General features: G+C 40.9%; 16 protein-coding genes and 1 pseudogene. 9 read left to right on the forward strand and 8 right to left on the reverse strand.

Annotated elements, in window-relative coordinates; all coding sequences use genetic code 11:
- Positions 1–63: 63 nt before the first annotated feature.
- From ACQK2H_RS11695 to ACQK2H_RS11715, 5 genes and pseudogenes are all read right to left on the reverse strand, one after another.
- Complete coding sequence (locus ACQK2H_RS11695) at positions 64–1,290, reverse strand: restriction endonuclease subunit S (RefSeq protein WP_425391629.1); 1,227 nt, start codon at positions 1,288–1,290, stop codon at positions 64–66.
- Positions 1,287–2,228 (reverse strand): annotated as a pseudogene (locus tag ACQK2H_RS11700) (HsdM family class I SAM-dependent methyltransferase); the annotation flags it as partial. The pseudogene ACQK2H_RS11700 and the gene ACQK2H_RS11695, both read right to left, overlap by 4 nt.
- Positions 2,229–2,240: 12 nt before the next feature.
- A complete protein-coding gene (locus ACQK2H_RS11705) occupies positions 2,241–2,771 on the reverse strand; it encodes a type I restriction-modification system subunit M N-terminal domain-containing protein (protein ID WP_425391630.1) in 531 nt (176 codons plus the stop codon).
- Between the two features lie 39 nt (positions 2,772–2,810).
- Positions 2,811–3,839: a ComEC/Rec2 family competence protein gene (locus tag ACQK2H_RS11710; RefSeq protein WP_425391631.1), complete on the reverse strand. Its 1,029-nt coding sequence runs from the start codon at positions 3,837–3,839 to the stop codon at positions 2,811–2,813.
- Positions 3,836–4,459 (reverse strand): hypothetical protein, encoded by a 624-nt coding sequence (locus ACQK2H_RS11715; RefSeq protein WP_425391632.1) that lies wholly within the window; start codon positions 4,457–4,459, stop codon positions 3,836–3,838. Before ACQK2H_RS11715 ends, ACQK2H_RS11710 begins: the two co-directional genes overlap by 4 nt.
- A gap of 381 nt (positions 4,460–4,840) precedes the next feature.
- Between ACQK2H_RS11715 and ACQK2H_RS11720 the strand changes: the two genes are divergently transcribed.
- A complete protein-coding gene (locus ACQK2H_RS11720; protein ID WP_425391633.1) occupies positions 4,841–5,299 on the forward strand; it encodes a hypothetical protein in 459 nt (152 codons plus the stop codon).
- 10 nt (positions 5,300–5,309) lie between these two features.
- Positions 5,310–5,885 carry a helix-turn-helix domain-containing protein gene (locus ACQK2H_RS11725; protein WP_425391634.1) on the forward strand — a complete coding sequence of 192 codons (576 nt, stop codon included), beginning with the start codon at positions 5,310–5,312 and terminating at the stop codon, positions 5,883–5,885.
- A gap of 24 nt (positions 5,886–5,909) precedes the next feature.
- Here the strand turns inward: ACQK2H_RS11725 and ACQK2H_RS11730 are convergent, their stop codons facing one another.
- Complete coding sequence (locus tag ACQK2H_RS11730) at positions 5,910–6,512, reverse strand: hypothetical protein (RefSeq protein WP_425391635.1); 603 nt, start codon at positions 6,510–6,512, stop codon at positions 5,910–5,912.
- A gap of 28 nt (positions 6,513–6,540) precedes the next feature.
- Positions 6,541–8,076, reverse strand: coding sequence for a M20/M25/M40 family metallo-hydrolase (locus tag ACQK2H_RS11735; protein WP_425391636.1), 1,536 nt, complete (start codon positions 8,074–8,076; stop codon positions 6,541–6,543).
- Between the two features lie 175 nt (positions 8,077–8,251).
- On the opposite strand from ACQK2H_RS11735, the gene ACQK2H_RS11740 reads away from it, so the two are divergent.
- The 6 genes from ACQK2H_RS11740 (at position 8,252) to ACQK2H_RS11765 (ending at position 19,670) form a co-directional block, all read left to right on the forward strand.
- Positions 8,252–11,860 carry an ATP-binding protein gene (locus ACQK2H_RS11740; protein WP_425391637.1) on the forward strand — a complete coding sequence of 1,203 codons (3,609 nt, stop codon included), beginning with the start codon at positions 8,252–8,254 and terminating at the stop codon, positions 11,858–11,860.
- Positions 11,850–14,036, forward strand: a complete 2,187-nt coding sequence (locus ACQK2H_RS11745; RefSeq protein WP_425391638.1) for a sensor histidine kinase — start codon at positions 11,850–11,852, stop codon at positions 14,034–14,036. Before ACQK2H_RS11740 ends, ACQK2H_RS11745 begins: the two co-directional genes overlap by 11 nt.
- Positions 14,033–16,138: an ATP-binding protein gene (locus ACQK2H_RS11750; protein ID WP_425391639.1), complete on the forward strand. Its 2,106-nt coding sequence runs from the start codon at positions 14,033–14,035 to the stop codon at positions 16,136–16,138. Before ACQK2H_RS11745 ends, ACQK2H_RS11750 begins: the two co-directional genes overlap by 4 nt.
- Positions 16,135–18,093 (forward strand): ATP-binding protein, encoded by a 1,959-nt coding sequence (locus ACQK2H_RS11755; RefSeq protein ID WP_425391640.1) that lies wholly within the window; start codon positions 16,135–16,137, stop codon positions 18,091–18,093. The genes ACQK2H_RS11750 and ACQK2H_RS11755 overlap by 4 nt, the downstream gene beginning before the upstream one ends.
- Before the next feature lie 63 nt (positions 18,094–18,156).
- Entirely contained in the window at positions 18,157–18,534 is a 378-nt protein-coding gene (locus tag ACQK2H_RS11760) for a response regulator (RefSeq protein WP_425391641.1), read from the forward strand.
- Positions 18,531–19,670 (forward strand): response regulator, encoded by a 1,140-nt coding sequence (locus ACQK2H_RS11765; RefSeq protein ID WP_425391642.1) that lies wholly within the window; start codon positions 18,531–18,533, stop codon positions 19,668–19,670. The genes ACQK2H_RS11760 and ACQK2H_RS11765 overlap by 4 nt, the downstream gene beginning before the upstream one ends.
- On the opposite strand, the gene ACQK2H_RS11770 is transcribed toward ACQK2H_RS11765, so the two are convergent.
- A complete protein-coding gene (locus ACQK2H_RS11770) occupies positions 19,662–20,039 on the reverse strand; it encodes a LytR/AlgR family response regulator transcription factor (protein WP_425391643.1) in 378 nt (125 codons plus the stop codon). The genes ACQK2H_RS11765 and ACQK2H_RS11770 overlap by 9 nt on opposite strands.
- A 110-nt stretch (positions 20,040–20,149) precedes the next feature.
- On the opposite strand from ACQK2H_RS11770, the gene ACQK2H_RS11775 reads away from it, so the two are divergent.
- Positions 20,150–21,007 (forward strand): hypothetical protein, encoded by an 858-nt coding sequence (locus tag ACQK2H_RS11775; RefSeq protein WP_425391644.1) that lies wholly within the window; start codon positions 20,150–20,152, stop codon positions 21,005–21,007.
- Positions 21,008–21,154: the final 147 nt, after the last annotated feature.

Consider the following 21,154-nt stretch of genomic DNA (forward strand, 5'->3'; position numbering starts at 1 on the left):
ATGATTTACCTGATTTCAGGATTATCTTGATTTTGTTTCTCTTCCTGTTCACAATCCTGCATTTCAATTTCTTGTCACACTTTTTTCATTGTAGCTCTCCTTAGGCTCGGCAGCAACACCTAAATCCTGTTCATCCTCCAATCCTGCTAATCCTGATGCCGACAGTTTCGTCAACTCCCCCGAAAACGCCTGCTGCAAAATGGACTTTTTGAGTTCTTCTAGAGAGGAGAGTTTTGACTTATAAGCCTCGATTAATGAAGTTCTCTTCACCGATAAGTTTTCTATTAAGCCTACCACAGATTTTTGAATTTCAATTTCTGGAAAAGGAGCAAGAATGGAATTCAGCTTCTTTTGATTGAGCTTTGGTTGAGCCATACCACTTATATAATCATCCAACTTGATTGAATTTAAGTAGTATTCGATGAATTTCTGAGATTCCAAATGTTCAAATCTTAGTACGTGAGCATGGTTATTTACCCAAGTTTTACCTGATATTGAGAATGCGATTGGATAAGTACGAGCCAAAAGGTTAGCTCCATCCTCTGAAACAAGTAATAAATCCTCTTCAAACAAGTGATCCTTCACATAATCAACAATGCCTGACGCACCATAATACGGAATATCTCCACTCTCTCGCTTGCTCTTGGTAATTGGTACCCTTTTGCTATCTAGGTTTTCGCAAACATCCCCCAACCTCTTCTCCTCCCAACCTTCACCTTGCTGACTAAAAATTTCATTCAGCTTACTCTGAAACAGCTCCTTGGCATTTTCGATGTTGCGTTCCAGATTGACTTTGGCCTGATCGATAGCGGCAAACGCCTGATCCAGAATGAAAACGATCTGTTTTTGTTCTGGGAGTGGGGGAATTGGAATTGTTATTCTTCTCAAGTCATCATTATAAAGTCTTGAAATTGTTGCTCCTTTTGATGGATTCCAGTCACAATATCCATAGAAATGGTACAAAAATTCATTGGATACTTGATTTTCATCATTATCTATCCAAATAATATTGGAATCTTGAAAGTACCCGGGCTCACCATCATAAACTACCCTCCTTCCGATTGTTCCAGATGCAGAGATTAGAATATCTCCGGTTTTAGGAAATGAGTATTTGCTACGGAAATCATCATATAGTTCTTTTGATATGAATGCATTCGCTTCTTTACCAAAAGTTCCAATTTTATAGAAAGGAATATCACCAACCTCGGAAGTTTGATCTTTAAAAATTCTTTTGCACATAGATATTTTACCAATATCTCCCAAAGTCAGGTATTGCCAATCATCCCTCATATCATCTCTTTGATTGATTGCAGAATGGTGTTGGTCTCTTTGTCCAACTGCTCCATCTCGTCAAGGATTTCCTGCGGGCTTCTGAGTGGAGCTTCTTCCGGCGTGTTGGGGTTCTTCACACTCAGGTCCATGGTGTCCGGGTCTACGTCGGATACCCGGAGGGTCCAGCTACGTTCGGTTTCGCCAGATCCTTCAGACTGGCCGTCTGGCCTACGCTCAGCATGACAGAGGGTGATGAATTCCTCTAAGTCTTTGTCATTGAGCGGGTTGGTTTTACCCATGTTTCGCCCCGGATCAAGCTGGTAGTACCAGATCTTTTTAGTCGGTTCGCCTTTCTCAAAAAACAGCACCACCGTCTTCACGCCAGCTCCCTGAAATATGCCGCCCGGCATATCCAGCACGGTGTGCAGGTTGCAAAACTCCAGCAGGTACTTGCGTAAGGCAATGGAGGCATTGTCGGTATTGCTCAGAAAGGTATTCTTGATCACAATGGCCGCTCGTCCACCTGTCTTCAGCGACTTGATGAAATGCTGCATGAAAAGAAAAGCCGTCTCGCTGGTCTTGATGTCAAAGTTTTGCTGCACCTCCGGTCGCTCCTTCCCACCAAAGGGTGGATTCGCCAGGATCACATGGAAGCGGTCCTTTTCCTGTATGTCACTGATGCTTTCAGCCAGCGTATTTGTATGCACAATGTTGGGAGCCTCTATGCCGTGCAGGATCATGTTCATAATCCCGATCACATAGGCGAGGTTCTTTTTCTCCTTCCCATAGAAGGTTTCTTCCTGCAGCGTCTTCAGGTTATCCGTACTCTTCTCCATCCGCTCATAGAGGTACTCATACGCTTCGCAGAGAAAGCCTGCGCTCCCGCATGCCCCATCATAGATTTTCTCCCCCATCTGCGGATCAACCACCTGAATCATCGCACGGATCAAAGGTCGTGGGGTATAGTACTACCCCCCATTCCGGCCGGCATTGCCCATGTTTTTGATCTTGGTCTCGTATAAGTGACTGAGCTCGTGTTTGTCTTTGGAGGATCGGAATGGAAGCTCATTCGCTAGCTCCAGCACTTCCCGCAGGTTGTATCCGGATTGTATCTTATTCTTTAGTTCGGAGAAGATCTCCCCGATCTTATACTCGATAGTCGCCGGACTCTCTGCTGACTCCTTGAACTTAGAGAGGTATGGGAACAGCTTTGTATCTACGAATTCCACCAGATCAGGCCCGGTCAGCGCTTTGTTCCGATCAAACTCACCTTTTCCACCCTTCGGCATGGCCCAGTTAGACCAGCGATAGTCCTCATCCAGAATAAAGTCATACGTTTTCCCTTCAAGAGCCGCATGATCCGCTTTGTCCTTTTCCAGCTCATCCAGATACCGCAGGAACATCACCCAGGAGGTCTGTCCGATATAATCCAGCTCACTATCCGCCCCGGCATCTTTCCAGAGGACATCATCTATGTTTTTAAAGGTTTGTTCGAACATGTTAATTCTATTAAACTTTAAAACTAAACATCAGAAATATCAAACTTCTTCAATTGGACCATAATCCGATCGGCTTGGAAAATCCCCCGAATAAAAAACCATGTTATTAGACCTATGTGTACTAAATACTTTTGAACCGTGTCTTTTTAGACAATTAATTAAAGCTCTTCCTGGGTGCTTTCGATTTCCCACAGCAGAAATATATGCGGTATCAGGACTCATAACATCTATTAACCTCGAAGAAAGGTTTCTTCGAGAGCCATGGTGAGGCACATCCAACCAAAAAATATCCTCTAAAGATTCACGATTTTCGATATCTTCAAAAGCAGAAACTCCCGCATCACCAGTAAATAGGTACTTCTTTCCTCTCGCTTGAATCATTAAAACTACGCTTGAATTATTAGTTGCTGAAGTAGTGTTTTCTTCATCAACAATTGGGCATGGTAAATTGCTTTCGTTATAATCGTCTATTTCTGGGTTATTGAATAAATACTTATAAGCAAAGCGGGCCTCATTTAAAACATAATTTTCAACTCCCTCCATCCCTGGTAATAATGAATCGTAAAATTCTTTGCTTGGTCCAAGTACTTTTATTACCCCATTATGTGCTTCTTGTCCATAAAGTGCATTTTCTCTTTGAATTCCTTTTGAATCGACCAAAAAAATGAATTCTTCAAGATTATTTAATGAATCAAGAATTATCTTGAATTGCTGCCTCTCTGATCTAATTCTGAACGAATTTTTAAGTGATTGATACGAAGCATCACTAATATGATCAGCAGGGTTGTTGACCCATACTTTGGTAATTCCATTTCCAAAATATTCAACTATGGGCACGAGACCTCCAATATGATCCTTATCATGATGTGTGCTTATCAATATGTCTGGAGCTGCGTATCCTACATGAGGCTGGATGTATTTTTCTAAATGATCTATTACCTTCTGACCATCACTTTTATTACCACCATCAATTAATATTACACAATGGTTTTCGTCATCATCCTTCAACCAAACAATGATTGAGTCAGCATTCCCTAAAGAAAGCATATCTATACTAATATCAATCATGACCGAGTAGATTCAGTAGCTAATACATTGGTAACAAACCTTCTGGCATAATTCATTGTCACATAGGAGAGTATTATATATTGTAAAATCATGAACGACAAATAGTAAAACCGATTCAATCCTTCAATCCAAAACAAACCTGATATACCCCCAATTAGTAAAAATAAGAAGGCTATAGAAGTCAACTCACGCCCTAAAAGAAAGTCCTTATGACTCCTTTTCACAAATGGTATTTCGCCATGAGTTTTATAAAGTTTATACCATAGTGCGTTTTCTTCTTCAGGAGTATTGGGTAGTGGATTATATCGGCTTTTGATCACACCTGCATCAATACGTGTATCACTTCCCAAGTGGGTTGAAAATGCTCTGTGTCCTGGAAGAGCATGTCTTCTTCTCCAGAAAACCAGTCCGGCTTTTTGATCACTTGTAAGAAGTCCTGATACTATAAAAAGTATTATTGGTACAATTAACAACCAAATACTTCGTGCAATCAGGAAAGATTTCCAATCAAAATCAGCTTGATTAATGACAGGAATAAAAGATAGTGAATAGAAAAGCAAAGAGTTGAATGCAAAGAATACCCAAACGTACCTAGCATTTTGTTCTTTTAAAGTTCCCATATAATAGTACAATTGGTGACAAAACAGTTTTATAAAACTACAAAACCTCCCCCAAAATCCCACCTACCCCTGGTTTAGTGATTTAGTTGATTGGTGGATTGGGGTTTAGAGGATTGGTGGGTTGGTTAATTGTTGGATTGGTGGATTGGTTAATCCCTTCCAAGAACTCCTTCTTTAACTCCCCAATTCATATCCTCACGAATCAACGATTCAATGGTTTGTGAAGACATAAACCATAGCAAAGAGCACTTGTCCTACTCAGAAAATAGGGAAAAATCGAGTCCTGTAGCACTCCTGACAAGCTTGTCGTGAACTTGTCGTGAAGGTTTCGTAACACCCCGGCATCATCAGAAGGTAGTTTTGCTTCAAAAGAAAATAATCATGAATGCGGAACTATTAACACACAATCAAACCGAATCACTCACCAGACGGGTTTGGCTATTAATTAAAACTCCAATTGTCCTGGGTTTATTAATTACTCCTATACGATTCAGCCTTGAAATGAGCGGCTTACCCGACGGGGCAATCTTTCTCTTTGGAGCACTTTGGCTGACACTAGGTCTTTCCATCTATTGGGGAATCAGACTTTACAGGCGAAATCAAGCACACCTCACTCTCCTGTTGTGTCTGACGATCTTCTCACCTATCTCAAGAATCCCAATAGCACTTCTTTGGTACATCGACAACAAATTAGAAATTGGATCACATTATGGACTTTATTTCCATAATTTTCAATCAGCAATCTTGAACCAAATAGGGTACGGCTCTTTGATACAAATCATTCCCGGATTTATAATTGGTACAATTACTATCGCAATTATGAAACACTGGCATCTTTAAAGGCTTGATTATGAAAAATGACCAAATAGCATCTAAAATTCGAGCATTACGCACAAAAAAAGGATGGTCGCAAGAAGCCTTGGCTGATCAGTCAGGTATCAATCATCGTACTGTTCAGCGAATTGAAAATGGAGAAAGTAAACCTACCGGTGACACCATTAAAAGATTGGCTTCAGCGCTTAATGTTGCCCCCGATGAATTGATTGACTGGCCGCTAGAGGAAAACCATGGATTTTTACTATCACTCAATCTTGCATCATTAACATTTATTCCTTTTCCACCTCTTGGCATTCTTATTCCATCCATCATGTGGATCTCAAGAAAAGACAAAGTACAGCATGCTAATAAACTGGGAATCAAGATTATTAATTTTCAAATCAACTGGTTCTTGTTGTTATTAACCTTTACGGTCTTACTATTTGTGGGTGGAGGAGTTAACATTTTAGAAGGTCCCACCTTTGCCATGTTTTTCAAGCTATACCTTGTCATGTATCTAATAAATGTGTTTCTCATTATCCTTAATACAATTCGAATAAATCTTAAAAAAGAGACATGGTACCCCCTGATGATAAATATACTGAGATGAAGATTCGAAATGTTGAAATGATTCTCAAACGGTGAAAGCTAATCCCTGTTCCTGTTTTAGCTCCTGATAAAAATTCAAAGCGAATAAAATCAATATCAACGCATCACCGAATCTACTGGACCAAAGCTGGATTTCCAGCACCATATTTAGCGTTGCTCCTTCTGCCAAATTGAGACCATAAACGTGCGTGGAAAGAACAATGAATCCAACCACAGCACTCAGAACACCTGTATATTTCAATATCGGCCTTTCAGAGGCTTTGGAGAAAACAAGACTTAATGAGAACGTGATCGCAGCTATCAAATGAATAGTAAAAAACAGGTTTATAAACGCGCCTGATCCTACTCCTTTGAAAAAAGTAAACACCGAGGCATAAACTACCATGAAGGTAATAGCGGAAATCAAACTGGTCACAAATGCAGCTTTATACTTCTTGGATTGGAAATATTTCAGAAAGATTATCTCATAAAAAATCAAAACAATCCATTCAACAACTACCAGATCCGAGTAAGCAGTGAATTCATTGAACTCAACTCCATGAATAAAGTTGTTGAGTATCCAAAAGCAAATGAACACTGCTGATAGTGCAAAGCAAATGATTCCGGTCAGGAGTAAATTCCTGTTCATACGCTAAAGATACGAAATCTGAGCATTGCTACTCAGATGCCACCTCTTCCATCTCCTCTCTCGGAAGCATCTCATCGCGCATCGCTGTGTTGTAAACAAACCCAGCAACGATAGTAGCAATCTGCTGAAGATCGTCAATGACCAAGCGCTCGTAGGTGTCCATGTTGGTGTGGTGTGTCCGTGACCAATACTCCACCGGGTCCTGTATAAACTGGAATCCCGGGATGCCAATCGCATCAAACCCTAAATGGTCCGTTCCTCCGGTATTTCTGACCGTAATGGTGGTATTTTCCATGATGTCATCATAGGAGCCAAACCAATCTTTGAAAATAGGACCTACTTCCTCATTGCCTTGCAAATAGATACCCCGGATTCTCCCCGTACCATTGTCGATGTTATAGTAAGCGGATATTTTGCTGTGCTCTGGTTTTAGCGCCATCGTTTCTGCATCACCAAAGTGATTCTTCACATAGTTACGAGAACCAAAAATGCCTTGCTCCTCTCCTCCCCATAAGGCAATGCGTACCGTGCGTTTTGGCTTTAGACCAGCTTCCTGTAGAATACGAACAGCCTCCATCATTACAATGCAACCGGCTCCATTATCTGTAGCTCCTGTACCACCATGCCAGGAATCTAAATGTCCACCTAGCATCACGATCTCATCCTTTAAATCAGGATCTGAACCGGGTATCTCTGCTACTACATTGTATCCTGTAAGGTCGTCTGTTTTAAACGTGGTTTTTACTTCAGCTTCCACTTCCACTGATACTCCATTCTCAACCAGGCGAGCCATAAGATTTACGTGCTCCGGAGCTGTCTCCAATTCGCAAACACCCGCCGGGGTATCCTTGCTGTAGCTCCTCGGACTACTGGTAAAAAGAGTGCCGTGTTTGCCTCTCACTCCTTTAATAATCAAAGCAACCCCCTCATCTTTAAGAAAAGTATTCAAAGTGGTGCCAAAAGCCCTACGCTTACGAAAGGCAGCTATTTCATCTTCAGTCCATTGTCTTCTTTCAGTACGCGGTTCGGTCATTTCATTCAGATCTTCCTCTGTATATCTAAGTGCATCTGCCTTAAAAGTAGGTGATTGATCCCCTCTTGGCTTAAATGCTACAATCGCACCTTTTAACTTCCCCCTGTACTTCTCAAAATCTTCTTCATTGTTTATCTCTACGAAAACTACTTCTCCAGAAACTTCTCCATCCGTACTTTCAGTCCATGCTTCCGGCACGGCTATGAATGGCATATAGTATGGCTTGGTCATCGCGATATAGCTTTTATTTACTTCCCATCCTCGGCCAAATTCGCCCCAAGCCTCCTTCTGCGCATTTTCCAGTCCCCACTCGGTTAGCTGTTTGATAGCATACGAAGCAGCCCGATCGTATCCGGGAGAATTGGATAATCTGGGGCCGGCTTTATCTATCAGTTCAAAGGCGATCTGCTCTACTTGTGAGTTTTCAAGACCTTCTTTTTTGATTTTTTCTATCGCGTCAGCATCGATTGTTTCTTGACCGATGGATACCAATGCAAGGAGAATTGCAGGGATGATTAGCAATCGTTTCATAGGAAAGGGTTTAAGTTGAATTAGATACTTATCAAAGATACCGAATGCAGGTACCGGAAGTATGAAGTTTTTGATTAGTGGTAATTGAGCAGAAAGTGACCGCACCCAAACGATTATATATTAACCGACACAATAAGTGAAAACTTGCTTGATTCCATAAACTCGGGTAACTTAAGTGCTTCAACACCACATTTACACCTTGCCTATCTCTAATAAATCAGCCAACAACATTCCTAAAGATGTATGGAAAGTCTATCAAGAACTGGTAGGAGTTGCTTTAGAAGGTCACGATCCGGCTAAAGTGAAAAATATCTATACGGAAGATGCACTCATGATTGGCACTGCCGCTCATGAAGTTCATGAAGGATTTAGCGCGCTTAGGACTTTCTTTAAAAATCAGACAAAAGAACTTCAGGAAGTTAAGTTTGACTATAAAAGAAACCCTATTAAGAGTTCATATGCAACTAAGGATACTTATTGCATCGTAGACCATTTCGATATGATATTTAATGGAGAAGTGGCTTTCCAAATGAGGATTTCTGCGCTTTTCTCTCATAAGGACAATGGCTGGCGGTGTTCCCATGTACATGCCTCTGTTCCCGATATAAACATACCAGATGACAAGGCCTTCCCTATTGATGAACTTGAGCGAATCAATCAAGAACTTGAACAAAAAGTAAAAGAACGAACCCGTGAATTGGAAATTGAGGCAGCTGTGGAAAAGGTTCGTGCTCAGGCTATGGGAATGATCAAGTCTAAAGATATTCTGGGTGTCTTAACAACATTTAGATCATGCCTAAATGACCTGCAGATAGAAAGTATCGCCTCGGTTATTCTTATCACGAATGCAGATGGCACTATAGCGCAGTGGGATGTCACTGAAATGGAATCAGGGAAAAAGGAATTGTTCCACATCAAAATGGATCTTGATAAAGCTCCTATGATCCAAAAAATGTACAGGCGGGCAAGCAAGCAGTCATATTCAGAACTACATGTACCAAATAAGGACCTAAAATCTTTTGCAAAGGAGCTCAAAACATTTGATAAGCGAAATGGGGAGGTTTTTAATCAAGCAATTAATGATGGCATCATATCTGAGTTTTATACATCGTTAGCCAAGTTTTCTCATGGTTTCCTTGAAATAGATTTTAACCAGAAGCCATCAGATGAAATCGAATTGATTGGATCAAAGATGGCATCTGCTTTCGAACAGGCTTACACTCGCTTTTTAGATCTCCAAAAGGCGGAAAATCAAGCAAGAGAGGCCCAAATAGAGCTGGCATTGGAACGGATAAGAGCCCAAGCAACTGCCATGAAAGAGTCGAGCGACCTGCAAGACATTGTGGTGACCATGCGAAATGAATTCATCGATCTTGGATTTGAGGCTCATTATTTCTGGCACATGCGCTGGCTACCGGATCGATATGAAAAAGCAATGACAGCAGGTGATGGCGCACGTATCGGCATGGTGATGAAACTACCACGACACATTCATGGCGATATTCCGCTTGTAGCTAATTGGGAAAAGAAGAAAGATCCTACGCTTGTTTTTCCAATGGATGCCGAAACAGCAGTCACCTATGTTGACAAGATGATCTCACTTGGAGATTTCGAACAGCTGGATCCCAATGCGCCTAGTCTGGAAGACGTACGAAATCTAGGCGGACTGACCTTCATCATGGCTAGGACCACCCACGGAGAAATTGGATATAGTTTGCCTGGAAACATTCCTGACCCGCCCAAAGAGGGAATTGAAACACTCAGACGATTTGCCGGAGCATTTGATTTGGCTTATAAGAGATTCGAAGACTTAAAACAAGCGGAGCAACAAGCTCGTGAAGCGCAAGTTGAAGCAGCAGTTGAGCGTGTTCGGTCTGCTGCGATGGCCATGCATCAGCCAGATGATTTGGTCAAAGTGAATGAAACCATGCTGAAGGAGATCGCTGAACTGGGTATCAAAAACCTCACTGGTGCAGCATTCATCTTATTTGACGAGAATGACATTCTCACCATGTGGGATATCTCCGATCCGGGCAACATGGGTAATGTCCGCGATAATAAATCCATCTATGACCCCAGAGACTTTGATGTCTTAGGAGATTTTTGGAGGCGATGGAAAAATGGTGAACAATATTTTGTAATCGAATATGATTTTCAAACGGTCACAACGGCCTTAGAAGAATGGAAAAAGGTAGATTATGAGAACTACGTTAGTCTTAAGCGCGCCATCGATGAAGACAAGTTAAAAACGCAATGGAATCCATTTGCCAGCTTTTCAAGGGGCCTATTGACCCTCGATCTTATGGAGGAGCCGGACGCTGACACGGAGAAGATCATGGTAAAAATGGCGCATACCTTTGATCTTGCGTATCAGCGATTTGATGATCTTCAAAAGGCGGCCGAACAAGCTAAAGAAGCTAGAAAGCAAGCGTCATTGGATCGAATCAGAGCTGAAATTGCTTCGATGCGAAACCAAAGTGACCTGGAGAAACTCACTCCTTTTATTTGGATGGAGCTAAGTACACTCGGCATCTCATTTTTCCGATGTGGGATATTCATTATGGATGAGCGGTCTAAGCAAATGAACATCTACCTCTCCACTCCTATGGGTGAATCCATTGCTGCTATGGTGCTTGATTTTGATAACAGTGAAATCACTAAAACAGCAAGTAAGCATTGGAAAAAACAAGAAATATTCAGCGAGAAGTGGAGCAAAGAAGAATTTGTGAGTTGGTCTGAAGACCTGGCAGATCAAGGACTTGTAGATAGTCCAGGCACCTACCAACATAATGAACTCCCTCCTGAAAAGCTTTGCCTTCAATTTGTGCCATTCAAACAAGGGATGCTCTACATCGGAACTGAGGATTTTTTAAAGGAAAAAGACCTTGAGCTTATCCAGGATGTGGCGGACACCTTTTCTATCGCTTATACCCGATATGAAGATTTTGTACAGCTTGAAAAAGCAAAGCGAACGGCCGAAGATGCACTCGGTGAACTACGCTCTACCCAAAGCCAGCTGATTCATGCAGAGAAAATGGCATCTCTAGGTGAGCTAACCGCAGGGATCGCTCATGAGATTCAAAACCCGTTGAATTTTGTCAATAACTTTTCTGATCTCAACGCTGAATTAATAGATGAGCTAAATGAAGCGCTAAAGTCCGGTGATGATGAAGAGGCTGCTGAAATATTAAAGGATTTAAAAGAAAATGAAGAGAAAATCATCCACCACGGCAAGCGAGCGGAAGGCATTGTCAAAGGGATGCTACAGCACTCCAGAGGTGGTGATGGCAAGAAAGAACTTACGGACATAAATGCATTGGCAGATGAATTTCTTCGCCTCTCCTACCACGGACTAAGGGCTAAGGACAAATCGTTCAATGCAGAGTTTAAATGCACCCTTGATGAGCACTTACCAAAAATTAAAGTGCTTTCTCAGGATATTGGCAGAGTGTTTCTTAACCTGATCAATAATGCCTTTCATGCAACTGCTGAACAAAGTAAAAAAGATGCATCGCATAAGCCGACAGTAGAGGTAGTCACTCAAAAAGACGAAGACTACATCAAAATTCAGGTCAAGGACAATGGTGCCGGCATACCTGACAAAATAAAAGAAAAAATATACCAGCCGTTTTTTACCACCAAGGCTACAGGTACCGGTACAGGGCTTGGCTTGTCACTCAGTCATGATATCATTTCCAAAGGGCACGGTGGCAGTATTGAGCTGGAGAGTGAAGTTGGGAAAGGAACCACGTTTACCATTCGATTGCCAATCCATGCGTCATAAATCCCTTTTCATATTCTTCGTTCTTCTTATTGGCATTAGTCAATCGGCTCTCGGTCAGAACCAAACAATCGTTCTTGACACCTCGATGTTTCACTCCCATCAACGCTTGTTTTTGGCACCTCTGGAAGGTTGGTTATTTAAGCAAGGGCATGATTCAGAATGGGCGCAAAAAGACCTAAATACATCTAGCTGGCAATCATTCAGACCGAATCAGCTTACAGCAGAGATAGAAGATACTTCAGGCAGAGTGGAAGGATGGTTTCGAATTAATATCAAATTAGACGAATCATTTGATGGCATGCCGTTATCGATCAGCAGAGATCTTTGGGCAGCTACCGACATCTACATTGATGGGGAATTGTTTTATTCATTTGGTGATACAGGTAATCCATACCGGCCATATAATCCCGTACTAAAACATCCGAAACCCATTAACCTGGAGACTGGGAAAGCGTATCTGTTAGCCATTCATTTTGTCGATTACGAGAGCACGTTGCTACAACGAGAGCTCAGGCTGAAACCCGATAACCTTAAGAATCTCCTTGCGATTACGGGCCCGGCATATATTGATTATGTAGACCGGCACTCCAAGTCATCCTACATCTTTGGCTCATTGAGTATTGGGTTAAGTGCCCTTTTATTCTTTTTATTTTGGTTTCTCTACTTTCTAAATAAGAATCAAACACTTTTCAAACTCATTGCCTGGTTGATCACATTTGTTTTACTCACCTCCATCGCTATTTTTTACAATTCCTTTTTTGAGATTTCTTATGCCGTAGAGAAGATTAGATTCCTGTTTCTGATCAACCTGCAAGCCATCACTACCATTCTTGGACTGTTCATTTTGGAATGGATGCTCACTCAAAAGAATTCGCTTTGGTCTAAAGTGATATTCTGTGTCTTGTTAATAACAAATACTCCAGCACATCTCTTTTCTATTTCATTGCCTTTTGGAATCGCATTTTCTTTCATGCTGGCATATTATGGCAGTCTGTTATACAAGCATTGGAAATCGATTAAAGGAGCTCAATGGATGGTGGTCATTGGAGTGATTGCTTCAACACTTGCTACCCTACAATACATCAGTATACACAAGTATTTGCTGGATTTTTACAATGAATTTGATAAACCAATTATTTCATTGGCTAACCTAATTACTCCGTTATTCCTACTTGGTTATGTTTCAGCCCGTTTGAATGAAAGCCTGAAGGAAGTTTATGAAGAAAGTCAGAAGGTATTAAAAGTAAACGAGGAAAAGCGTGAGCTACTTGCCAACCAGAACGTGCTTTTGGAGCAACAGGTAAGCGAACGAACTTCGGAACTTAATCAATCCATTGAAGATTTAAAGTCCACTCAAAACCAACTCATTCATTCCGAAAAGATGGCCTCTCTCGGCGAGCTGACGGCAGGTATTGCACATGAGATTCAAAACCCGCTCAACTTTGTCAATAATTTTTCTGAACTCAACAAAGAGTTGATAGATGAACTGAAGGATGCCGTAGCTAAAAATGAGCAGAAAGAAGTCCAGGCCATCCTCAAAGATTTACTCGAGAATGAATCAAAGATTGCCCATCATGGCAAACGAGCAGAGGAGATAGTAAAAAGCATGCTTCAGCATTCCCGGAGTGGCAATGGTGAAAAGGAGCTTACTGATATCAACCAGTTAGCAGATGAATACTTGCGCCTCGCTTACCATGGCTTGCGAGCAAAAGACAAATCCTTCAATGCGGATTTCAAAACTGAGTTAGACCCTTCCCTACCCAAGATCAATGTGATTCCTCAGGATATTGGAAGAGTCTTGTTGAATCTGATTAATAATGCTTTTCAGGCGGTTTCAACGAGGAATCGTGAACTCACCCCCCAACCCACTCAAGGGGGAGTTGAATACCAACCTCAGGTTACCGTGAAGACCATGCGGGCGGACACCCCTTCAGGGGCAGGGGGAAGTGCGTCGGCCATTCAAATCATCGTCTCCGACAATGGCATGGGTATCCCGGAAGAAATCAAAGATAAAATCTTCCAGCCTTTCTTCACGACTAAGGCTACCGGAGAAGGTACCGGATTAGGTCTCAGTATGAGCTACGACATTGTGACCAAGGGTCATGGAGGAACGATTGAGGTGGAAAGTGTGGAGAATAAAGGGTCAACGTTTATAGTAATTCTCCCGATCAAATGAGAACGTTAATTACCACCATATGCTTGTTTTTTCCTTTGATGGCTGTCTATTGCCAGGAAAAAGTTCTTTACCTAACACTTGAGGATTTTAATGAGGAAGGACAACTAGCAATTTCAAATAATGATTATTGGATGTTCTTCTCAGGAAATGACACTACACAGTCTTCATTCGAAATAAATTCCAAAGGTTGGCAACAAGTAAACCCCTCTCAAATAACAAAAAGCTTAGCAAATCAAAATAACCGGATTGAGGGATGGTTCAGAATCAGAGTTAGGTTGGCTGAAGAACTAGCTAAAGCAATTGATTACATCCACTTTTACAACTATGGATGTGCCATTGACATGTATGTAAATGGAGAATTAATTCGATCTTTTGGAAGTAGCACCAACAATTCAGATCCAATCGATTTTGAGTTTGTACCTGATGTGGAATACACACTTGAATTTCATTACATTTTTCAATCCACTAACTACATAGCATATCAACTAATGGGGCCATATGAGTTTGGTTTTGCTGTAAGCCTGACCAATCAGGAGTTCCATGATGCTCAAAACATTTTAAGCAAAAATTCAAGAGTCACTTTCCTTATTACGACGGTAGCAAGTTGTGTGTTGGCATCACTATTCATGCTGCTTTACCTTCAAAATCGTGAATTGAAGAGCCTTAAGCACATCGTAATTACCTCTGTACTTCTATCTTCCATTATGCTAGTGAACTTGTTGAGTAATCCAAATAACATCACCTTTATTGAATTTGGATGGCTGATCATTTTACATCGATTAATGGGCCTTTTGTTTGCGTTAACCTTGTACTCCATTATCCACGTTTTTGCTCATGTTTTCACCAACGCACCTCCTAACCGACACAGGTTAATAATACTGCTGACAGTGGTGGCCATAGTCGCATTAATGATCATTCAGCAAATCCTATTGATCTTGAGTGTTATGTCCATTATTATTGGCATTTGTGTCTCATATATTTATAAGTCATGGCGTAATGCATCCCGTTCGCAATGGGCCATCATCATCGGCTTTTTGTTAACATTTATTTTTATGATGGGCTTCTTTGTAAGCATTGATAAAGGATGGATTAATTACCTCTTTATCATTCTGACGTATCTGTCATTCCCTATCTCCTCACTTTTTTTTATATCCTATCGATTTAATGAAATGATATCCGAGGTAAAAACAAATGCTGATCAAATCATACAACTTACAGAAGAAAAGAGACAACAAACGCTAAATCAACAATCACTCCTGGAGAAAGAAGTTGAAGAGCGAACAAAAGAGTTAAATGCCTCAATTGAAGATCTAAAATCAACCCAAACCCAACTCATTCATTCCGAAAAGATGGCCTCTCTGGGTGAACTAACAGCCGGAATAGCGCATGAGATTCAGAACCCACTCAACTTTGTGAATAACTTTTCTGAACTCAACAAAGAGTTGATAGATGAACTGAAGGATGCCGTAGCTAAAAATGAGCAGGAAGAAGTTCAAGCCATCCTCAAAGACCTACTCGAGAACGAAACGAAGATTGCCCATCATGGCAAACGAGCAGAGGAGATTGTAAAAAGCATGCTTCAGCATTCTCGTACCTCTTCAGGAGAAAAGGAACCAACCGATATCAATGCACTAGCAGATGAGTACCTGCTCCTTGCCTACCATGGGTTACGGGCAAAAGACAAGTCCTTCAATGCGGATTTCAAAACCGAGTTAGACTCTTCCCTACCCAAGATCAATGTGATTCCCCAGGATATTGGTAGAGTCTTGCTGAATTTGATTAATAATGCTTTTCAGGCGGTAAGAGAAACCGAAAAGCCAATTGTAACTGTCTCTACTAAATACCTCCCCCTACCCCCCTCCAAAGGGGGAATTGCGTCGGCCATTCAAATCATCGTCACCGACAATGGCATTGGGATTCCGGATCAAGTCCGGGATAAAATCTTTCAGCCCTTCTTCACCACAAAAGCTGCTGGAGAAGGAACAGGATTAGGTTTGAGTATGAGCTACGACATTGTAACCAAAGGGCATGGTGGAACGATTGAGGTGGAAAGTCAAAAAGATCAAGGAACGACATTCACAATTACACTCCCAATCACATGAAAAGATCACTCCTGATATTGCTAATACTGACGGTCTTTCTTGCTAATAGCGTAGGGCAAAATATCAACACTGACAAAGCCTACCGTGATAGTTTAAAATCTCAGCTATTCGTCGCTGATAATGATAGTACGCTAGTCCAAATTTTAAATTCATTAGCCGAATCCTATTGGATATCAGCCTATGATTCAGGCATCTTCTACGCACGAAACGGACTTCTGATTGCACGAAAAAGCAACTATCAAGCAGGTGAAGTCAATTCCCTTCTTACGCTCTCGCTGGTTAGCTCAGTTATTGGAGATGTTGTGAAAGGTTATGAATATTCATCCATGGCCATCAAGCTATCCAAAGAACTTAAAAATGAACACTTACTCAGCAAGTCATATACTGCATTTGGTCAGGCGCTTTCTTCCTCAGGAAAATACAGGGAGAGTATCCATGCGATCAAGCAGGCCGTAAATCTTACCAGTAAGAATCAGTTTCAGCTAATGACCAATTATGCACAATTGTCAGATTGTTATGCTAAACTCGAAATTCCGGATTCATCCAACTTTTATGCAAAAAAAGTATTGGAGGAAATGAATCAGGATCAGATGACCCCTCCCTATCCGTTACGAATTGTTGCAAACATGTATAGGAGATTGGGAGAAGATCAAAAGGCTATTTCTTTTTATCAGCGATCAGAGCAGTCAGCAATTAATTACGAAGATGACTTGAGCTTAAGTCTTGCTTACCTGGATTTGGCCAGATTCTATTCACAAAACAACCAAGAGGATTCCACCTTTCATTATGCAGACAAGGCATTAAAACGTGCCAAAAAATCGAGAAGTGTGGTATTGATCATCGAAGTGACTGAGTACCTGGTAGATCTCTACGTTCCAATAGATGAGGACATAGCGCTGGAATATGCTCTCGAAAGCAATGCTGCGAGAGATAGCTTAAAGATCATTTTGCAAGAGCAATCAATCAAGAGTTTTAATGATTTCGATCAGAAACTCAGAGAGCTGGAAATACAGCAAACCCGAAATGAATTACGAGCTAAAATCAAACAGAATACCTTTTTAGGTAGCATATTCACTTTGTTAGTCATTGCCTTTGCACTTTGGAGAAACAACCGGATAAAACAACGGGGAAAAAAGCGAGTAGAGAAAGCATACGAAAAACTAAAGACTGCTCAGCAAAAGCTTATCCACGCTGAGAAAATGGCATCCTTAGGAGAAATCACTGCCGGAATTGCCCATGAAATCCAGAACCCCTTAAATTTTGTCAATAATTTCTCCGATTTAAATAGTGAGCTGCTTGATGAACTGGAGGAATTACTTTCGGCCGGAGAGATAGATGAAGTAAAGCAATTGATCGAGGATCTAAAAAGCAACGAAATGAAGATTACTCATCATGGAAAACGTGCTGAAGAAATCGTAAAAAGCATGTTACGTCATTCGAGGACCGGTGAGTCAGAAAAAGAGGAAACCGACATCAATGCCCTTGCGGATGAATGCCTGAGTCTCTCTTATCATGGCATTCGAGCGAAAAACAATCAGTTCAGAGCGCATTTTGTATTGAACTCAGACCCACATTTACCAAAAGTGCATGTGATAAGGCAGGACATTGGTCGTGTGCTTCTAAATCTGATCAATAATGCATTTTACGCTGTAGCAGAAAAATCGCAAGTGGCCGATGGAGAATATAACCCTCAGATTAAAGTGATTACACAAGCAAGCAATAATGAAATAATTATCATGATCAAAGACAATGGAATTGGCATTCCTGATGAGATAAAAGACAAAATATTTCAACCTTTCTTTACCACTAAAGCTGCTGGTGAAGGTACGGGTTTGGGATTATCTATGAGCCATGAGATCATTACTCAAGGTCATGGAGGAACCATTGAGGTAGAAAGTGAGGAAGGGTACGGAACGTTCTTTGAAATTAAACTTCCTGTCAAAGGAAATCCCTAATAATTAAAAAAACTGATAAACCTCTATTATATTTAATATGCTCAACCAACTAACCGCCACACCATGAAGATTTTAGTAGTCGATGATGAATACGATATCCAACCGCTATTTCAGCAGCGATTTCGTAGAGAAATAAAATCCAACGAGTTGGAATTGAAGTTTGTTCACTCTGGTGAAGAAGCAATGGAGTATTTGGAAACCAATGGCTACCGCGATAAGCTGATTTTATCAGACATCAATATGCCGGGAATGAGTGGTTTGGAGTTATTAGATAAAATCCAGAAATCATGCACGCCACCACCTCCGGTTGTCATGATGATATCTGCATATGGCGATGAGGAAAATATAAATACAGCCCAAAAGCTCGGAGCTGATGACTTCCTGACTAAACCCCTGGACTTTAATCTTTTAAAGGAAAAAATTAAATCACTAAATGTATGACCAAGATTCTTGTAGTAGATGACGAGCCGGATTTAGAGGCACTGGTCAGACAAAAATTCAGAAAGAATATCAGAACCGGTGAGTATCAGTTCTTTTTCGCTGAAAATGGTCAAAAGGCATTGGATCTGTTGAGTGAAACAGAGGTGGATTTAGTGCTGACAGATATCAATATGCCTGAGATGGATGGGCTCACGCTCCTTTCCAAGCTCAATGAGACCAACTATTTTTTGAAAACCGTTATTGTTTCGGCTTATGGGGATATGGAAAATATCCGAACTGCGATGAATCTTGGTGCTTTTGATTTTGTCACTAAACCCATCGACTTTAAAGACCTGGAGATTACAATGGTGAAAACCATCAAACACATTCTCCAGCTCAGAAAAAATGCTGAAACCCTACGGGAAAACGATACACTTAAAATTTATCTGCGAGAGATCAAAGCACAGAAACGGCTAAAGGATCGGTTTTTTGCTATTATTTCGCATGACCTTAGAGGTCCTGTGAGCGCGTTTAATGGGATCACTCAGGTGATATCCCTTTATCTAAAGCAGGCTAAGTATGAGGATCTTGAAAAGATGATGGGAGAAGTAGATAAAGCTACTGACCACCTGTCTAAACTGCTGGATAATCTGCTAAATTGGGCTTCTACAGAGTTAAGCCAAATCCCATACAATCCGGAAAAAGTCAATGTTACTTCTATGCTAAATGATGTGATTGAAAGTTTTGAACTTGCTGCGAAAAGTAAAAGCATTTCCATTGAATCTCACATGGATACCTCTGCCGAAGTGTATGTGGATCAAAACAGTGCAGTAACCATTTTTAGAAACCTGATTCACAATGCATTAAAGTTTACACCTGAAGGTGGTAAAATAGCGATCAAATCTTCTAAAAACGGACATTTTGTAGATATTTCCGTCAATGATTCCGGTGTTGGAATGAATGAAGAAAAGATTCAGAGTCTGTTTACACTTTCAGAGAAATCAAGTACTTACGGTACGAAAGGAGAAAAAGGAATAGGTCTGGGATTGCAACTTGTAAATGAGTTCACAAAGCTGAATAAAGGAGAAATAAAAGTGACTAGTACGGAGGGCCAGGGCACAACCTTCAATATAAGTTTACCAACCAAATCAACCTAAAATCGCTCTCAACTTTTCTTCAAAAGAGGCCGGGTCTGTAACCTCTGATTTATTGATAAATCCATCTGAATTAGCAAGCAGTTCTTCAGGTGGTTCTGACACAGAAGAAATCACAATTATCCGAGGTTGTTTCTCCATTGCTTTTAAACGAGGCTTAATCCAATCGACCAGATATTCCCCATCTACGAATGGCATTTCAATATCCAAAAAAACCACGTCCGGGTTTTGATTTACAATGGCGGTAGCACCCTGTATTGGGTTATCAAATGAATCAACAATGGATATCCAGTCAAGACCTTCGGTAAATGCTTCTAACTTACGGGTAAAGAGTGGATTATCATCAATTGAAATACAATTAAGCGGTTTCATGAAATTAAGGTATACATTTTAAATGAATATTAATATAATTAACTCTACCCGTTGATTTATGCAGAATAATAAGATTAAAATTAGCTTTGCAGAGTTGAAGTAACCGACCAATGAGAATAGGACAGCTTGCCCGTAAACACGACATTCCTGTACAGGAGATTATTTCATTTCTTGAAGAAGAAACCGGTGAAAAATTTCATCCGAACGCAAAGCTTTTTGATGCCATTGAAGAAAAGCTTTTTGACCGTTTTGATCTTTCTCCTGATCCGATAGTAGAACCTGCAGACGAAGTAATACCGGAAGCATCGGATGACCCCTCCTCTCCGGAAACTAAACTTGATAGTGAGCCTGAAACACCTGAAGCAGATATCGCTTCTGTAGATGGTGAATTAGAAGTGCCCGACCCAGAATTAACCACAGATCAGTCACTAGGGGAAATAAAAGAGGAACTACCAAAACCTAATGAGGATGAAGTAATTCAAACAGATAAACTATTAGCATTGCTCGAGTCTGAGGACACCCCTGCTGACCTTGATAAGATCAAACTGATTAAAGCCCCGAAAAAGGAACTTTCCGGCCTGAAAGTATTGGGTAAGGTGGATTTACCTGAGCCAAAGAAAAAAGAAGAAAAAGGGGACGGAAAATCTGAACAGACTGATGCCAGAGGGCAAAGAAAAAGACGACCACAACTGTCTGAAGAAGAACGTGAAAAACGCAGGCTGAAAGCAAAGCGGAAGAAAGAAGCTTATGAAGCCAGGCAAGAGAAGCGAAAAAAAGAGCAAGAAGCGCAGCGCCTGAAAGAGCTCAAGGCGAAGCATTATAAAGCTAAAATTCAAAAAACACCTGTCAAGAAGACGAATAAGCCGACTAAACAAGCTCAAACTGAGTCCAAGATCACAACACAAAAGGAATCACGACCGGCACCAAAAACATGGATTGGTAAATGGTGGAGATGGATGAATACTTAAATCGGATTTTTGAAAACCAAAAACGCTTTATTATTCAATATCTCCAATAAATTGGTATTCGGCGAAAACCAATAGATAAAACAACTGTTTAAGTTGGACATTCATTAGGTTTGGTCGTCGGCCCTTTGGGAAAATTATGTTCTAATG

This window comes from Ekhidna sp., assembly GCF_965228795.1.
Classification (GTDB): Bacteria; Bacteroidota; Bacteroidia; order Cytophagales; family Cyclobacteriaceae; genus Ekhidna.

Excerpts from the sequence above, each read along its gene's own strand:
- ACQK2H_RS11695 (WP_425391629.1), bottom strand. The coding sequence starts at position 1,290 with ATGAGGGATGATTGGCAATACCTGACTTTGGGAGATATTGGTAAAATA.
- ACQK2H_RS11705 (WP_425391630.1), bottom strand. The coding sequence starts at position 2,771 with ATGTTCGAACAAACCTTTAAAAACATAGATGATGTCCTCTGGAAAGAT.
- ACQK2H_RS11710 (WP_425391631.1), bottom strand. The coding sequence starts at position 3,839 with ATGATTGATATTAGTATAGATATGCTTTCTTTAGGGAATGCTGACTCA.
- ACQK2H_RS11715 (WP_425391632.1), bottom strand. The coding sequence starts at position 4,459 with ATGGGAACTTTAAAAGAACAAAATGCTAGGTACGTTTGGGTATTCTTT.
- ACQK2H_RS11720 (WP_425391633.1), top strand. The coding sequence starts at position 4,841 with ATGAATGCGGAACTATTAACACACAATCAAACCGAATCACTCACCAGA.
- ACQK2H_RS11725 (WP_425391634.1), top strand. The coding sequence starts at position 5,310 with ATGAAAAATGACCAAATAGCATCTAAAATTCGAGCATTACGCACAAAA.
- ACQK2H_RS11730 (WP_425391635.1), bottom strand. The coding sequence starts at position 6,512 with ATGAACAGGAATTTACTCCTGACCGGAATCATTTGCTTTGCACTATCA.
- ACQK2H_RS11735 (WP_425391636.1), bottom strand. The coding sequence starts at position 8,076 with ATGAAACGATTGCTAATCATCCCTGCAATTCTCCTTGCATTGGTATCC.
- ACQK2H_RS11745 (WP_425391638.1), top strand. The coding sequence starts at position 11,850 with ATGCGTCATAAATCCCTTTTCATATTCTTCGTTCTTCTTATTGGCATT.
- ACQK2H_RS11750 (WP_425391639.1), top strand. The coding sequence starts at position 14,033 with ATGAGAACGTTAATTACCACCATATGCTTGTTTTTTCCTTTGATGGCT.
- ACQK2H_RS11755 (WP_425391640.1), top strand. The coding sequence starts at position 16,135 with ATGAAAAGATCACTCCTGATATTGCTAATACTGACGGTCTTTCTTGCT.
- ACQK2H_RS11760 (WP_425391641.1), top strand. The coding sequence starts at position 18,157 with ATGAAGATTTTAGTAGTCGATGATGAATACGATATCCAACCGCTATTT.
- ACQK2H_RS11765 (WP_425391642.1), top strand. The coding sequence starts at position 18,531 with ATGACCAAGATTCTTGTAGTAGATGACGAGCCGGATTTAGAGGCACTG.
- ACQK2H_RS11770 (WP_425391643.1), bottom strand. The coding sequence starts at position 20,039 with ATGAAACCGCTTAATTGTATTTCAATTGATGATAATCCACTCTTTACC.
- ACQK2H_RS11775 (WP_425391644.1), top strand. The coding sequence starts at position 20,150 with ATGAGAATAGGACAGCTTGCCCGTAAACACGACATTCCTGTACAGGAG.